A 15,933-nucleotide genomic window follows, 5' to 3' on the forward strand; every position below is an offset into this window, starting at 1 on the left:
GATGGAATTAGGTATTTTCCTGCTTCCTGAAAGCTAACCACAGAAAGAGTGAACCCACCAATATGGCCGCTACGGAAAATACCATCATGGGGAGATTGATGGTCCCTGGTGCTTGCCAATTTTCCACGCCAATCCATCCACCTAGAAAGAGCAAGACGATTCCCACAAAGATTCCTATTCCTTTAAAAATAATTGCGAGAAGATTACCCACGTCTCTCTCCGAGTGGACGTTTACGTGAACCATATTAGATTTTGTGAATAAAGGAAATAAAAAAATGTGGAGAGAAAATCTGTAGAAACGAAAAAAGGCCAGGGATGTCCCCAGCCTTCTCCGCAGGTAAGGAATACGTCAACAACGGGAGGGTCCCGTTATCTCCTAGTCAATCAGTTCCGGTTACCGGAGCCTATCCCTTGGGAGGAGAGAAACTGTCAGGGATTAAGGCTGAATCTTCCAATTCGGAGTAACATCACCAGGGAATCCTACCGATTCGATCCTGGTTCCATTCAACAGCCAAACCGCCACTGTACCTCGCGTATGTTGCCAGACAATATCCGCGTTCCCATCCCCATTCAAATCGGATAGTTGGACCATCTTCCATTCGGAGGGGACCCCACCAAGATTTACAGTGGAGAGAATTGAGGAACCATTCATCAACCAGATGGCCACGTTTTGGCTGACCCCATCTTGCCAAATAATATCGGCCTTGCCATCTCCATTCATATCCTTCACGCCTTTTATTTGCTGTTCGGATGCCTGAGAGGTCCGCCCAGGAAACTCAACCGACTTCACGGTAAACCCATTCATGAACCAAATGGCCACCGATTCTTTGGTAGAGTTATGCCATATCAAATCGGACTTGGAATCTCCGTCCACATCTCCAATGGCTGCAATCTTCCAATCTAACGAAACGTCAATCAGAAAGGCGGAAAAAGCAATTTTTTCTCCATTCATTAACCACACCGCTACTTGCCCCGTTTGCACATTGCGCCACACCAAATCGGCTTTCTTATCCCCACTTAGATCACCCATTCCGGCAATATCCCATTCCGGCAACACCCCACCCAAAAAATTCACGGCCCTAATGGAGAGGCCGTTCATCATCCACACCGCCACGATGTGAGATCGGACATTTTTCCAGATGACATCGGTTTGTCCGTCTCCATCTACATCCCCAAGCGCTTCCATCCTCCATTCAGTAGGAATGCCTCCTAGAAATTTTTGTTCACTGATAGTGGTCCCATTCATTAACCACCCTGCAACGGTTCCTGACGAGGTATTACGCCAAAGGAGGTCCGCTTTGCCATCATCATTCAAATCAGGTGTCGTGGCCTTATATGGAAAATTTATACTCGAGCCGAGGGTGCCCAGGTTATAGACCTTTTTGCTGAATGGGAGCCTGAAATTAGCTGGGTCTGCCACCCACTGGCTCTGACTTAATAGATGGGTAACATCTCCGGTGCCATGACAGTCCCACCCAAAGTCGACTGGTAAAAGGCAGAGAAACCCTTCAAAAAAAATTCCTGCAAACCCACTCATATTTTTGGTAATGGTGCCCGTAAGCCAATTGAAGGTAAAGGATTCCCCTGGCTCAAGAATGGCCTCATTTTCTAAATGATCTAAAAGGCAGCCAATATCACAGGTCACCACAAATCCGGGATCGACCGGCCAGTTCCCGACTGAGACACCTTGGGGTGGAAGCCTTAAAGGGAGAGTGCCGGTGTTTACAATTTTTCCTTCAATTGCAAAAGAACCGGGATTCAGGCTGGTTTGTGCCTGCATCCATACCTCATATTCGAAGAAATCAGGAGGAGATGGGCCCATTTTGATATTAGACTCTGCAACAATTTGGCCTGTTGGAAATGGAGCCGTAGTGCTACTGGTTTCATCGAAAAAAACTAGGTGAAAAAAGCTGTTGGGTCCAGTCTCAGATGGGACGGTAAAATGTGCCGGGTCTGGAGGCGTTAAGGGCAAGGCATCGCTGGACAAGGCCGTTAAGGTGCTATCGCCAAAACCAAAACCTACCATAGCGAGTGGCAGTCCATCAATTTCTGGCCCAGAGATAAATCGTCTAGAACATGCCTCGCTCCTGGTGGAACAATCAGGGGCCTCACCGACAAAATAATCCAATGGGTTCTCGTTAAACTCCTGATGATTATTATGGACAAAAATGCTTCCGCGCATAGCTGTCCAACTGTTTCCCATTAGGGTTGCAGTAAAAGATTGCAGGTAATAACTCCCTCGGGTGCTCCTCGGATCTGTATCTGGATTTAAAAGAGGGTCGGATTCAAACGTAACGCTAAATTGGACAGGTTTTCCTAAAAAGGCATCGAAAACTTCCTGGTTAGCTCCATGATATGCGGAAGAGGTTGTAATAACTCCGTGATAGGTAAATGTAAGCAGAGCAGCATGACTAATGGAAGGAAGAATAAAAAAGACAGCGGCCCCCCACAGAATTTGGTGGGTGAAGTTTTGGAAAGAAAGGCGGGTTTTTCTCAATGTTAGGAGCAGTAGGTTTAGTTGTGCTTGTCAGATGTTATTACTCTATCCCCTCTTGCACCTGAGTCAAGTGAAGAGCAGTGAAGGGGGCAAGGAAGGCATGATGGAAGCCTGTGGATATTTATATCCACTGGACGAATGTCGGCTTTCAATAAAAATTTCTTTCTTATCCCAGAGCCTGAATGCAACGGGGCTCTTCATGGCGGGGAGTGTTCACAAACCGGAGGGTTGAGGAACATGGGAACAGGAGGGGGCTGGAGAAGAAGAGAGGGACCGGAGCTGATAGAATATCCCGTCACATTTTTCTTTAACATTTGAGGTCAGGGAACATTTTGTGTAGAACATTGTGTTCGGATTCGGCCAAAAGCGGAAGTCCCGAAAATGTTGAGCAGACGGCTAACTCCGCTTTACGGCTACTCACTTTCATGGTGAGCATGTTGATATTCACTTCGCACTTTCGAGCTGCGTACGTAATTTTTTAATCTCATCGCACAGAATGCCTTCGGTGGAATCGGTGGACAAATTGCCCCACTACTCTCAGTTAATTTGTATAGACTGAACGATAGCAAAAATAGCCACCTACTAAGGACAAGACCCATCCCAATATGTCTTTATAAGGATTGGCAATCGTCCACCATTGGGCGTCATAGGGTGTCCAGGAGTAAAGCGTCAACTCTTCGATGTTCACGGCATAAATACCAGACCCAATCATAAGGAGACTGAAGACTAACAATGGGATGTTAATGCCGCGCTTCCTCAATCCGAGCGGCTCCACACATTCCACACTATTATTCTTCGGATTATTGACCATCGGACTCACTGAAATGCTTCACTTTGATTGGACTCATTCGCGTAGCCCATCCGGTACAGTGCCAGGTACATAGGAAGCCATATCAAAATAAACATAATTTCTGCTACTAGGAATACCCCTGTATTCCACGTGTTCCAAACATCAGGGATGGTACACACCCACATTACAATCGCCTGCCGAACCATAAATATCCAAAAGATGCCTTTCCAGAATGCCGAGGGAGAAAGCGGCATTCCATAGGCAAATCTAAATAGGCCGAAAAGCCCAAAGATCCACAGTACAATATCGAGTCCAGCCAGCCACGTGAAGGTAGTGGTCGGTGAATAATCAAGACAGATCACCCACACAACGGCAATTGGGCACAACACACTCCAACTGTACCCCTTCCAATACATGGCTCCCCATCGGCTGATTCCCTGAAATACTGATCAATAGCTGAGACAAGAATTCTCTGAAACTGAATCAACTAATGAGAATGACAGCAAAGGGTCGCTAACGGCCAGAAGCGGACAATCCCAATTTAATTACAACTGAGCTTCATCCGGGCCTGACTTTTTCTGCCGGACAGGCTTTGTGCAACCGATAGCCCATTCGGTATCTTGAATCTCACGAAGTCCACTGCATTCAGGTCCGGATATGTCTTAATAGACATTCCTCATTTTTTCCCTCTATAGAATGGTTATAGAGGGTAGATCAATCACCCCAGCTTAGAAGCCCTACAGATTTATATATATTTTTGGTAATAGGAACGAGGGTGGCTAAGCGTTGCAGGAATTCTAGCGGGGTCATCACAAGATGGGTGGTGCCATTGCGAGATTAAAGTTCGTTCTTTCAAGTCTGAATGTCTGTAAATCTTGTCCATACACACTACCTGTGGAATAAAGATACCGTGGTGCACTTCGCTTTAGAATATGGGGGTAAGTATGAAATCAAGCAACGACTCCCAATCGTAGCACTACTCGCCAACAAGGAATTAGCAGATCAGGTGTGGGAGTTGTTGTGGGCTGCTGGACTGGTTCCGGATTATCTGGCCGCGACGATGTGGTTGTTGACCGCTAATTGCGCTTCAAAAGTTTGATCTCGGTGCGCAACGTTCGTAACTCATCGTTTGTCTGCTTCGTCAATGCAATCAATTGGTTCAACTTTTCTTTAGTGCCAAAGATCGCGAATGGCAAGAAGATCCACTCGATTACCAAGACAGCCAAAATAACCAATCCTATCAAGGCTAGAATCGGACCGCTGCTAGCCAGAATTTCTTCCATAATGAGTCCCTCCAATATTCTTGTTTGATACTAACTATAGTCGGTTTGCGCTAACCCAGTGGGGAATAGGAATTTTAAAAGGCTTTTTTGATTAGGCGGCAAAGTACCAAAAACCGTGTTGAGGATTCAATTTTCAGACTTTTGTGTTCGACATGCGGAAGTTCATCCTACGAGGAGGGTCTGATGGCAGGGTGGTTCTATCGGGGGAGGGTCAATTACTACAGATTGGAAGCCCCCAGATTTTTATATTTTTTTACTAATAAAGATGCCAGGGGGTACTTTTAAAAAACCACTATTGGAAACCTGACCCCGTGGTGATTTTTTGTAGAGATCTAGACTAACCCTTTTCCTGGAGTTTTGTTAGATCAGGTGAATTTAAAATCATATTCATTTGATAGTTTTTGAAGTCCTTCATCAAGAACGCGCTCAATGATTTCGAGCCAGCAACCGTAATTTCTTCCTAGCTCAGTCAGTAAATCTTTGATTTCTGCTGGATGGTAGTCATGATCGCAGAGGACCAGCACACAAGCACGGATAATATTTTCTGCTTCTTTTTTCGCTTCCTCTGAGAATTTGTCCTTTTTTGTGAGACATCCGTCGGGTAACGACACACAGGTTAATATTTCCGCTTTGGGTCCAAAGCAGGCATTCACACTTTCGGGACTATCATTCCTCGGACTCTTCTTATCATCTATAGCTCAAGTTATGGAAGCCTCTACCAAGAGCAGCTGATCAACCGTCAGTGGGCCGGCAGGAGAAAACTCCTTCTCGGTGAAAGCTTTGCATCGGTGCTTGGTTGAGTAAAACCTGTTTTGGAACGTGATTGGCGTACGGTTGGATTATAGAATGGGTATTAGGCAGCGGTGCTTCTTGAAAATTTGACCAGGTGGGTGTTTAAATTTTTTTTTCATCATATGTTGTGACAATAAATTTCCTTACTCGTCTCGCATCTTCGAACGTTTCCTGAAACTCCCTGATTTCATCAGGCTCAATCACAATCGACAATTTTTTTTCAGGAATGAGCGAAATGATAGGACCGCTGTAGCTCTGATTTTCCCATTGGTGGGCACGAATCACTACTGTCGCCGCAATGGGAAAGTGATTGGCATTCTCAAGAGTGAACTTCACATTACATATACGGAGAGAATTCTCCCTTTGGCACTTCCATGAGATGTTATCGACGGAAAGGCCCTTATTAGAGCAACTGATAGATGTTAGGAGAAAAAATATAACCACTAACAAAATGTGGGTAGATCGTTTCAATTTATCCAGTAGGTCCAATTCATTAAGAGTATCGGAACAATAGAATGGGAAATTGAAAACGGTAGTGGGTAGAGATGGATAGGGGGCAGAGAAGCTGATACGGAATCAGTGGGCCACCACCTAAAATGACCAGTGTTTCTAATCGCTTAGGTCTTCAGTTGAGTGGGCGAAATCTGTTGTGGGACCTGTTTAGAGTACCTTACTGAATGTCTGCTTTGGAACGTATGCGGACGGTTAACTGAAAGCTCTACGATGACGCCTAACAAATTGCATCACTGAACTCCTCAATGGCTTAGCATTCCTCAACCCCGTCTTTACTCTCGCTATACAGCGGAATATCGTATTCGGTTACAGTAGGATAAAAGAAGAAAAGAGTCCAGCGAAAATTCGAGAAACGAGTTGAAGGAGTTTACCCTGAATGGGGTTCTGGCGCGGAGGACTTAAGGCACTAATTTAATTAGTAGGTAAGGTGGCGGTCGCGCCTACAATCCGTTGCTTGAGAGTCATTGGTTTGATTTGTCGCGGAAGGTAGGACCTTAGCCGGGCGAACCTGGAGTAGGGCGCAAAAGGATTATGTTATGGAAGGCACTCCGAGATCTTTGCAGAATTTTTTTGCGAGTTAGTCACGAATTTCCTATTGTCTGGGAGCAGCCGATCGTTTCGAGTAGGACGCAGGGCTTCAAGAAATTTTGGATTTTCATATAATGAGTCTCCAAGAGGAATCGGCTTCATTTTGTCAATTGTTAATTGAAGAATCCTCGCTATTCAGGTGTGTCTACAGAGGAAGCATGCCGTCTATCTGATGCCGGATGCTCGAGGTGGATTCTCGCCTCGGCAATGTCCATGTGACTCAATATCCCGACCGGCCTGGATTGATCATCCAGCACCGGGGCCTGTTTTACATCTTTCATGTAGAGCACCCCTAAGGCTTCGCGGATGGCCTGTCCCTTATGAACCGTGGCCACCTCGCGTTTCGCAATTGCGTGTATGGGTTCGCGAAAATCCTGATCATGCGTCATGGCCCGATAGACATCCGTTTTGGTCACGATGCTCAGAAGCTTTCTTTCACCGTCCATGATGCAGAGCAGGGTATGCGCACATTTTCCAAATGCGATGATGGCATCATTGATAGAGGCGGAGGAAGGAAGGCACGGCGCGGGTGTTTTCATCACGGATTCGACCGGAGATGAGAGCAAATCTGCCGACCATCGTGACTCTCCCAACACTTCCTCCTGAGGTCCCCGTTGAGCGGTGTAGCGGAGTATCTGACTGAGACTTTGGAAACTACTTACAAACGACTTAAACTCCTTCGAATTAAACACCATGAGCGTGGCGGGGGTCTTGGCGGTAATGGTCACCTGCCGGACGACACCATAGAGAAAGGATCCCTCGCCGAAATGATCCCCCGGAATCAACTCGTCACGCCATAAGACATCACTCTCCTCATTACGCCTGACGGCTTCCAGTGATCCTTCTTCCACAACATAGAAGGCGGAGCCGTGTTCCCCCTGGCGAAATATCACATCTCCGGGCTCCACATGCATGCGCGCGATTTTTTGAGTTTTTTTCAGATCTAGATAATTGAGGTCGGGCGGGAAAAAAAGTTCAAAGGTCCAGTCCATCATGACCCGCAGTTTGCGGTCGAGTCCCGGCAATTTCAGCAAATGAATGGTCCGGGTCAACCACCATGCCAAAAATCCGCTGAACCGGAACCCGAAAATCGAGCAGACGCCCTTATGGTGGCCGATGGTCGCCATCTGCCCCATCATTTTATATCGGAACGGACGGAGGCTGTGCCCTGAAATTGAGGAAGCGATGTTTTCCGACGCATGCCGGCCGAGTTGTATGGCGAATTGAGCGGTCGGCGGGGCCTGATGTCCGTATCCGTCGGGGTTGGACGCGCCATCTCCGATGCCCCAGACATGGGTGTAGCCTTTGAGGCGTAAATATTCGTCAGTGACCAGCCATCCTTTATCATATTCCGCGGCGAGATCAGCGAGTACCGGATTCGGAGCATTGCCAATCGTACAAATTGGATTAAGAGAATCGAGCCGGGTACCATCGCTCAGACGAATATAGGAAGCACTCACCGAGGAGGCCCGCCGGTTCAACATGATCGTCATGCCTCGCGATTCGAGAGACTGCTGTGCGAAACTCCCCAAATCCTCTCCCAGTTCCGGGAGCAAATACGGTCCGGAATGGACAAGGGTGACGCGCAACTCGGATGGATCAAACGAGGGGTAAAATCGCCTGGCGTCATGCAGCAGGTCGAGAATTTCACCGGCCGTTTCGACTCCGCTGTATCCTCCGCCCACCACCACGAAGTGCAGGAGAGCTCGTCTGAGATCAGGATCTGATTCGAGGTCCGCCTCTTCGAGCCGTTTGATGATATGTTCCCGTATGCCCAGGGCATCGGCCAGCGTCTTTAAGAATAAGCCGTGCTCCATCATGCCGGGCACCGCCCGCAGATTGGTCGTGCTGCCCAACGCGAGGATCAGATGATCGGCTTCGACCGGTTTAAGCCTCACTCCCTCATCCGCGCTGAAATGGACACGCCGGCGTTGTAGGTCAAGTTTTGCCACTTCAGCCCGTTGGACCATGCAATGGCGCAAGGCTAAACGGATAGGGTTCATGACGTGGCGTGGCTCGATTCCCGCGCCGATCACCTCGGAAAGAAACGGTTGATACACAAAATAATTTTCAGCGCTGATCAGAAGGACCCGCTTGACGGTTTCCGGACCCCAGAGTTTCTCGAACCGCTTGGCGCAGGCCAGGCCGGCAAATCCTCCCCCCAGAATGACGACTTCCCATTTCGTGTTCATACCGCTTATGGTCTTTGTTCTCTTCGATCAGAAGTAAGAATTACAGCCGTATGATGAGCATCAGCATCCTTATCATTGATTGCTTGCTGTATTTCGACCAAAATACTCCCGAGTGTATCATGCTTTTACACTCAATTCTCCTTTAAGAGAACTAGGAGATTCCCTAGCTTTGGGGTGTAGGACCCTGGTCACCATCACCCGTTTAACCGTTCCCGAAGGGGATTCGATTTCCGCTTGCCCGGCCTTCGCCGAAACCGCTAGATTTTCCTAATGATGACCGTATTTATGAGACACGGACAAGTGAGTGTAAAGTGTGAGAGACCAGACATCGTCTTTAGCGCGGCTCCTTGTCTTTCCGTTTTGCTCCTGCTAAATCAGGCGATTCACGACCATCGCGACGTTAAGGAGGAGTGCCATGTCGATTGAACTTAATCACACCATCGTCCCGGCGCATGACAAAGTAGCCTCGGCAAAATTTTATGCAAAATTTTTCGGTCTTGTGTTTAATGAAGGAGAAGTCGGCTATTTCGCGCCGCTGCGGATCAATGAGACGCTCACGTTTGACTTCGATGATGATTATGACGACAAATTCGATAGCCATCACTATGCATTCAAGATCGGTGAACATGATTTCGACCGAATCTTTAGTCGTATTCAGGCTGAAGACATTCCCTATGGGAGCGGGCCGACTGCGCGGGAGGATATGACCATCAACCATCGGGGTGGAGGACGGGGCGTGTACTTTTGTGACCCGAATGGGCACATCCTTGAACTCCTAACGGTGGGATAGAGGGGTGCTTGACATCGTGAACACCAGGTGTATACATCGCCAATACAGGTGTGCAGCAGAATGTGTGAGATAAACCGCTGTCTACGCATGCCCATTGAATCATTTTCATGAATCGTTCCGGGAGAACATGATGGAGAATGCTCGTTCAGATGCGCTTGTGCTGTTCGGAGCCACAGGCGATCTCGCGTATAAAAAGATTTTCCCGGCGCTTCAAGCCATGATTCAAGATGGGAAGATCGACGTGCCGATTATCGGTGTCGCCCGAGGTGGCAAGGATGTGGAATATCTCCGGGAGCGAGTCCGGGACAGTCTGGAGAAATTCGGCGGTGGGGTCGATGAGTCGGCCTTTGCAAAGCTTTCTCATTTGCTCAGGAATGTTGATGGGGATTATCAGGAGGAAAGCACACTCACTCGCCTCCGTCAGGTCCTGGACACCGCGAAACGCCCCCTCTTTTATTTGGCCATTCCTCCGACTCTGTTTCCCGCTGTGGTGGAAAGTTTAGGAAAGTCAGGTTGTGCCTCTGGCGGCCGAGTCGTCGTGGAAAAACCATTCGGACATGATCTGGCTTCCGCTCAAGATCTCAATCATACTTTGCGTGGCCTCTTTGAGGAGTCGGCTATTTTCCGTATCGATCATTATCTCGGAAAGGAATCCATTCGCAATCTTCTCTTTTTTCGATTTGCCAATTCATTTCTTGAACCCATCTGGAATCGTAATTACGTGGAAAGTGTGCAGATCACGATGGCCGAAAAGTTCGGGGTTGAGGGCCGGGGAAAGTTTTATGAGGCAACCGGTGCGATCCGTGATGTCGTCCAGAATCACCTGCTGCAGGTCGTTGCCAACCTGGCTATGGAGCCACCGGTCAGCGCGGGGGGAGAAGCTGTCCGCGATGAACGGGTTAAGGCATTCAAGGGCATTCGGCCCCTCACCGGAACATCGTTGGTGCGCGGACAGTTTCGAGGCTATCGCGAGGAGGCCGGGGTGAGGCCGGACTCAAAGACCGAAACCTTTGCTTCGATGCAGATTCACATCGATTCGTGGCGTTGGGAAGGGGTGCCCTTTTTTATTCGCACAGGGAAATGCCTGCCGGTGACCGCAACGGAAGTGTTGGTTAGGCTGAAACAACCGCCGCAGCAGCTCTTTGACAGCTCACGGTCGGAATCACCGAATCATGTCCGTTTCCGGCTGGGTCCTGATCGAGTGGCGATTGCGTTGGGAGCCCAGGCGAAGCAACCCGGTGAAGAAATGACCGGTGAGGATATCGAGCTGTATGTGTGTCGCCAAAAAGGGGATGAACAGGGGGCGTATGAACGCCTCCTGAGCGATGCCATGGAAGGGGACACGTCCTTGTTTGCGAGGGAAGACGGCGTCGAGGAGGCTTGGCGCATTGTGGACCCGATTGTGAAGATGCCCACTCCCATTTTTGAATATGCGCCGGGGACCTGGGGTCCTAATGAAGCTCAGGCGGCCGTGGCAAATATTGGTGGATGGCATAACCCGACGGAGGAGGAATGAACTGATATTCCTTATTGTAATCCGTGATGAGTGGGTTGATCGCATGGAAATGGACAGTTGATTCAGGAAATCTTCCGGACGCCTATCGCAATTTGTTCGCAGGGCCATAGAGGTTTTGCTAGAATTCGAATCATGGAAATCTGACAAATGGGTGCCGCAAATACGAATATGGTAAACCTTCCCCTGGCACGCACCACATTCCCTTTGTGGCAAAGACTTGCGCCATTGTAGACGGCCTGCCCGTGGCCGCCGAACACGTATTCCCCATCCGATGAATAAGCCTGAAGGACCTCCCGTCGCACGTACCGCATCCCCACCATTGCCGGTGAGCTTCCGGCAGGCCGTGGCCTTCTGGCTCAAACTCGGGTTCATCAGCTTTGGCGGGCCTGCCGGGCAGATTGCTATCATGCATCAGGAACTGGTCGAGCGCAGGCGCTGGATTTCCGAGCGGCGGTTCCTCCACGCGCTGAACTATTGCATGGTCTTACCAGGCCCGGAAGCCCAGCAACTGGCCACCTATATCGGGTGGCTGATGCATCGAACATGGGGCGGAATCGTGGCCGGTGCGCTATTCGTCCTGCCGTCACTTCTGATTCTGATCGCCTTGTCGTGGATCTATATCGCGTTTGGTGACATGCCGCTGGTCGCGGGTCTGTTTTACGGTATCAAGCCCGCCGTGACGGCCATTGTGGGGCAAGCCGCTCAGAGGATCGGTTCCCGGGCGCTCAAGAACAACGTGCTGTGGGTCATTGCCGCCGCTTCCTTTGTGGCAATCTTTGCACTCAATGTGCCGTTTCCCGCGATCATTGTCGTTGCTGCCCTTATCGGATACTTCGGCGGTCGGACCGCACCTGACACGTTCAGGGCAGGTGGCAGTCACACTAAAGTCGACATGTCGCTTGGCCCGACACTTGTCGATGACCACACTCCGACACCCGAGCATGCTTCCTTTCGTTGGACGAAATTGCTCAAGGTGGCCGTCGTCGGAAGTTTCCTGTGGGCTGTCCCGATGGCGTTGCTGATGGCCATTTTTGGCTGGCAGCACACGCTGACACAAATGGGCTGGTTCTTCACCAAAGCGGCCATGGTAACTTTCGGCGGGGCCTACGCCGTATTGCCCTACGTCTACCAGGGCGCGGTCGGACATTACGGTTGGCTCACGCCCACACAAATGATCGACGGTTTGGCGCTCGGTGAAACCACTCCGGGGCCGCTCATCATGGTCGTAGCCTTTGTCGGGTTCGTTGGCGGGTACATGAAAGCCCTCTTCGGTCCCGAGTCCATGTTCCTCGCCGGGGCGGTGGCTGCCACACTGGTGACGTGGTTCACCTTTCTTCCCTCATTCCTGTTCATTTTGGCGGGAGGACCCCTGGTCGAATCAACCCACGGCGACATCAAGTTCACGGCACCGCTCACCGCCATCACGGCCGCCGTCGTCGGAGTCATCCTCAATCTGGCGCTGTTCTTCGGCTACCACGCTCTCTGGCCGCAAGGTTTCGCCGGCGTCTTCGACTGGGTTTCGGCATTGATCGCGCTGGCCGCCGCAGTGGCCCTCTTCCGCTACCGGCGGAATGTCATCGAGGTCATCATCGCCTGCGCGTTGATCGGGCTGATCCTGAAAACCTTCATCCTGGGACTGTAGACGTCCTCCCAATATCTCATCCTGTCCATTCGTCAACTTCCTTTAATAAAGGTTCAAGAAGACGATGCACAGTCCCAGTCCAAATTTCATATTTGTCATACACAACCTCCTGAGTGATCGTTTTAAGGCGTGGGTTTACGTGTCCAAATGCTTTGTCTGCTGAGGCGGGCAACACACCGTTCCATAGGAACAAAAGACGCAACAATCTCCTGCCTTGGGTTTGAGAATCGTCCCGCACTTCCGGCACGCATACCTCACTTGGCAGGAATCAAGTGACATGGTTTCGGTCTTTTGATAATCGCATTGCGGACAGCGTATGACGGATTGTCGTTGTGTGCCTACTCCCATTGGCAAATCTCCAATTTTTTCTGCATGACGGTTCGTACCATCCCATTCTTCATTCCACAGAGTTAGTCGAATTCATGAAAATTTTCATACTTGATAAGACAAGCTTCCTCCTTCCTGATTCTCATGGTACAACCTGTAGCAACTACAGATGCAAGAAGGTGTCTCGATTTCCTCCCAATGCGAAGGAGGCTTGGTTCCGGACTGTCCTATTATTGAATCGCTGTTTGCAGAACAGCAACGAATCACACAGTGAAAGACAGGCAAGAAAATACGCGTTCCCTGAGCTTCTTGATCACTCTGTCGCAATCGTTCCCATGATAGTCAAGACTTTAAAGACCCTTGGACAAAAACTGAAAGCCGAAATTCGCGTCTATCGGCTCGTGTTACGTGACAAAAGGACCCCACGCCTTCCTAAGGTATTGTTGGGGTTGGCCTTCGTTTCAAATGACAAAGGGAAGAAACACCTATCATCAGACAATTGGAGTTAGGCGAAACCCGGAGAATCACTGCATGGAATGCTTTTCTACCGAGGCATTCCTTAAACTGCCCGACATCTTTTCATAAATATTGACCCGGCATAGGTCACATGATAGCGTGAAGGGTGTTGCTTGGGTTCAAAAGCTGGAGAGGTACATTTTGGGAAGATCAAGGATGATGGTCGTATGAAAGTATGGATTTCCCTTATTTTATTTGGGATTTTTAGTCTCCCTTTTCTTCATGACCATCGAGTCCAACTGGCAGAAGCTGGCTATGGATCCCAGGATTTTGAACAGTCAGGGCTGGTTCGGCATGTTCATCTGGCTGAGAATTCTACTCACTTTCCCAATACAGAATCTGATGAGCACCAGAGACAGGACCCAGGGCCATTTCTTGAGCATGTTTCCCTCATCACGCTGACCTCAGGTTCGAGCACCAACCTTTTCACCAACTTGCCCATACTTGATGCCTCGCCCAATGACCCACTGTCGCCGGGTCTACATCAAAGTTTATGGGAGCCAATGTCACCTGTTCGCGGGAGTCCGCTGAGCAGATTCACCTCTGGTCCCTCTTCCGCAAACCTTCTTCTTCCCATCCATTCAGGTAGAGCTCCGCCTCTTTTCTCTTTGTAATACGTTTCCATTCTCAACAACTTTAATACGTAAGTGCTTGCTTTTTAATGGCTAGCGCACGTGTGGATTAGCTGCAGCACTTTTTCTGCCTCATAAGGTTGTAACCATACAGCTTATCGAAGCTGAGAATGTTGTTGGGACCCTCGAGTCTTCTTTATCAAAAGTTGACCGCGCGTAGAATCTGAAGGAAGGCAGACCATGAAACGAATGTTTTTTTGGGCTTTGGGTTTCCTAATTTTCCTTGCCGTGGGTGTGACGGCCATTCTCGGAGGAGGATTTCATCTGGATACCATCACCGGTTCAATAGCTCCAGAGGAAACTCCAACGGAACCAGATCCTATTTCAATGACCTTGTGGTCTGACCAGGCCGAGCTTTTCCTAGAGTATCCGCCATTTGTGGCGGGGCACCCCTCTATCTTCGTTGCGCATCTGACGGACCTTCGAAATTTTCGACCTGTCATCGCCGGCACCGTGGAAGTTCGAATGACAACAAAAGGGCAACCAGCCTTAAGCTTCTTGGCCTCGGCCCCCCTCCGGCCAGGCATCTTCACCCCTTCCGTCACCCTGTCGGAGCCTGGAACCTATGAGATGGAACTGTCACTCAAGAGCGATGCCCTCAACGAAACCTTCCATATTGCCAACGTCGAGGTCTTTCCCAGCGTGAACGAAGTCGAACGTCAGACCGCAGCGCCAGAATCGCTTGACCTTCAAGAGGAGGTCACTTTTTTAAAAGAACAGCAATGGAAAGTTGAATTTGCCACGCAGACGGCAAGCAATCAGATCCTGACTTCCACAATCAGGGCTCGGGGAGTCATTACCCCAAAAATGGGGCAAAAGGTTGTGGTCACGGCACCGGCCACTGGCCTGGTCGTATTGTCGGCAACTGCCCGCATTCCCATCATAGGTCAGGAGGTAGAAAAAGGAGAGATATTAGTGGCGATTACTCCGGGATTGTCAACAGCGAGCCGGGCCGAACTGGAATCTGCTGTCTCACAAGCCGTGTTACAACAAGCGCAAGCCCAACGGGAGCTTCATCGTGCAGAACGCTTATTTAAGGAGAAGGTGCTCGCCAAAAAACAAGTCGAGCAAGCGAATACCACCTTTCTTCTCGCCAAAAATAAGCACGCGGAAGTTCAAAAACGTCTGGCATCCTTAACGCTTGCTCAACAAGTTGGTCGCGCCGACACTCGCGATGAGACTCAGGATTATCTTCTCCGAGCCCCGATTCAAGGGATTATCCTCAAGGCCGACCTGACGCTGGGATCCAGGGTCGAGGCAGGAGAAGAATTGTTCACGCTTATCAATATGGATCACGTGTGGGTCGAGGCTCGGGTCTACGGTTCCGATGTTTCAAAAATTTCCCATCACGCCAGAGCCTCCTTTCGGCCTCAAGGCATGACAGAGTTGATCCTATCTGACCAGGTCAATAGCCGCTTGGTGGCCATTGGCAATGTGATAGACACAGCAACCAAAACGCTCCCCGTAATTTTTGAAGTCGAAAACCCCACTCACCGCCTGAAGGTGGGCATGCATGCAGACGTGTTTATTGAAACAGGAGAAAAGTCTAACAGCGTTATCATTCCGTCAACCGCGGTGCTGCAAGAAACCGGGAAAAAGGTGGCGTTTGTCCAAACCGGTGGGGAAACGTTCGAAAAACGATTCATCACCACGAGCTCTACGACCAGTCGTAAAGGAGAAGAAATGGTACAGATTCTAGAGGGCATAGAAGCTGCTGAACGTGTGGTCTCTAAGGGGGCGTATGCGATCAGACTGGCGGCAGCGTCTGGGGAAATTCCTACCCATGCACATTGACCTGTTAAGGGGATTTGGAACAATTCATGGTGTGTGTACCCGAAAGCATCAATGGACATAG

General features: G+C 49.6%; 11 protein-coding genes. 5 read left to right on the forward strand and 6 right to left on the reverse strand.

Annotation, left to right across the window (positions count from 1 at the left end):
* Positions 1 to 7: 7 nt before the first annotated feature.
* The 3 genes from ACTRXD_RS17505 to ACTRXD_RS17515 form a co-directional block, all read right to left on the reverse strand.
* Positions 8 to 211, reverse strand: coding sequence for a hypothetical protein (locus ACTRXD_RS17505; RefSeq protein WP_442433068.1), 204 nt, complete (start codon positions 209 to 211; stop codon positions 8 to 10).
* A gap of 225 nt (positions 212 to 436) precedes the next feature.
* Positions 437 to 2,182 (reverse strand): FG-GAP repeat domain-containing protein, encoded by a 1,746-nt coding sequence (locus ACTRXD_RS17510; protein WP_442433069.1) that lies wholly within the window; start codon positions 2,180 to 2,182, stop codon positions 437 to 439.
* An 856-nt stretch (positions 2,183 to 3,038) separates the two neighbouring features.
* Positions 3,039 to 3,317 carry a hypothetical protein gene (locus tag ACTRXD_RS17515; protein WP_442433070.1) on the reverse strand — a complete coding sequence of 93 codons (279 nt, stop codon included), beginning with the start codon at positions 3,315 to 3,317 and terminating at the stop codon, positions 3,039 to 3,041.
* Between the two features lie 880 nt (positions 3,318 to 4,197).
* Here ACTRXD_RS17515 and ACTRXD_RS17520 point away from each other — a divergent pair.
* Positions 4,198 to 4,386: a hypothetical protein gene (locus ACTRXD_RS17520; protein WP_442433071.1), complete on the forward strand. Its 189-nt coding sequence runs from the start codon at positions 4,198 to 4,200 to the stop codon at positions 4,384 to 4,386.
* 549 nt (positions 4,387 to 4,935) lie between these two features.
* On the opposite strand, the gene ACTRXD_RS17525 is transcribed toward ACTRXD_RS17520, so the two are convergent.
* A complete protein-coding gene (locus ACTRXD_RS17525) occupies positions 4,936 to 5,223 on the reverse strand; it encodes a hypothetical protein (RefSeq protein ID WP_442433072.1) in 288 nt (95 codons plus the stop codon).
* Between the two features lie 1,371 nt (positions 5,224 to 6,594).
* Positions 6,595 to 8,655 (reverse strand): FAD-dependent oxidoreductase, encoded by a 2,061-nt coding sequence (locus tag ACTRXD_RS17530; RefSeq protein ID WP_442433073.1) that lies wholly within the window; start codon positions 8,653 to 8,655, stop codon positions 6,595 to 6,597.
* Positions 8,656 to 9,070: 415 nt separating this feature from the next.
* Between ACTRXD_RS17530 and ACTRXD_RS17535 the strand changes: the two genes are divergently transcribed.
* The 3 genes from ACTRXD_RS17535 to chrA all read left to right on the forward strand — a co-directional run bounded on the left by ACTRXD_RS17535 (position 9,071) and on the right by chrA (position 12,603).
* Positions 9,071 to 9,445 carry a VOC family protein gene (locus ACTRXD_RS17535; protein WP_442433074.1) on the forward strand — a complete coding sequence of 125 codons (375 nt, stop codon included), beginning with the start codon at positions 9,071 to 9,073 and terminating at the stop codon, positions 9,443 to 9,445.
* Between the two features lie 127 nt (positions 9,446 to 9,572).
* On the forward strand, positions 9,573 to 10,961 hold the full coding sequence (gene zwf, locus ACTRXD_RS17540) for a glucose-6-phosphate dehydrogenase (protein ID WP_442433075.1): 1,389 nt from the start codon (positions 9,573 to 9,575) through the stop codon (positions 10,959 to 10,961).
* 271 nt (positions 10,962 to 11,232) lie between these two features.
* Positions 11,233 to 12,603 (forward strand): chromate efflux transporter, encoded by a 1,371-nt coding sequence (chrA, locus tag ACTRXD_RS17545; RefSeq protein WP_442433076.1) that lies wholly within the window; start codon positions 11,233 to 11,235, stop codon positions 12,601 to 12,603.
* 135 nt (positions 12,604 to 12,738) lie between these two features.
* Here the strand turns inward: chrA and ACTRXD_RS17550 are convergent, their stop codons facing one another.
* Positions 12,739 to 12,951 (reverse strand): GDCCVxC domain-containing (seleno)protein, encoded by a 213-nt coding sequence (locus tag ACTRXD_RS17550; RefSeq protein ID WP_442433077.1) that lies wholly within the window; start codon positions 12,949 to 12,951, stop codon positions 12,739 to 12,741.
* A 1,307-nt stretch (positions 12,952 to 14,258) separates the two neighbouring features.
* Between ACTRXD_RS17550 and ACTRXD_RS17555 the strand changes: the two genes are divergently transcribed.
* Entirely contained in the window at positions 14,259 to 15,872 is a 1,614-nt protein-coding gene (locus ACTRXD_RS17555; protein WP_442433078.1) for an efflux RND transporter periplasmic adaptor subunit, read from the forward strand.
* Positions 15,873 to 15,933 lie beyond the last annotated feature (61 nt).

Source organism: Nitrospira sp. T9, from assembly GCF_052156535.1.
In the GTDB taxonomy this organism is placed as follows: domain Bacteria; phylum Nitrospirota; class Nitrospiria; order Nitrospirales; family UBA8639; genus Nitrospira_E.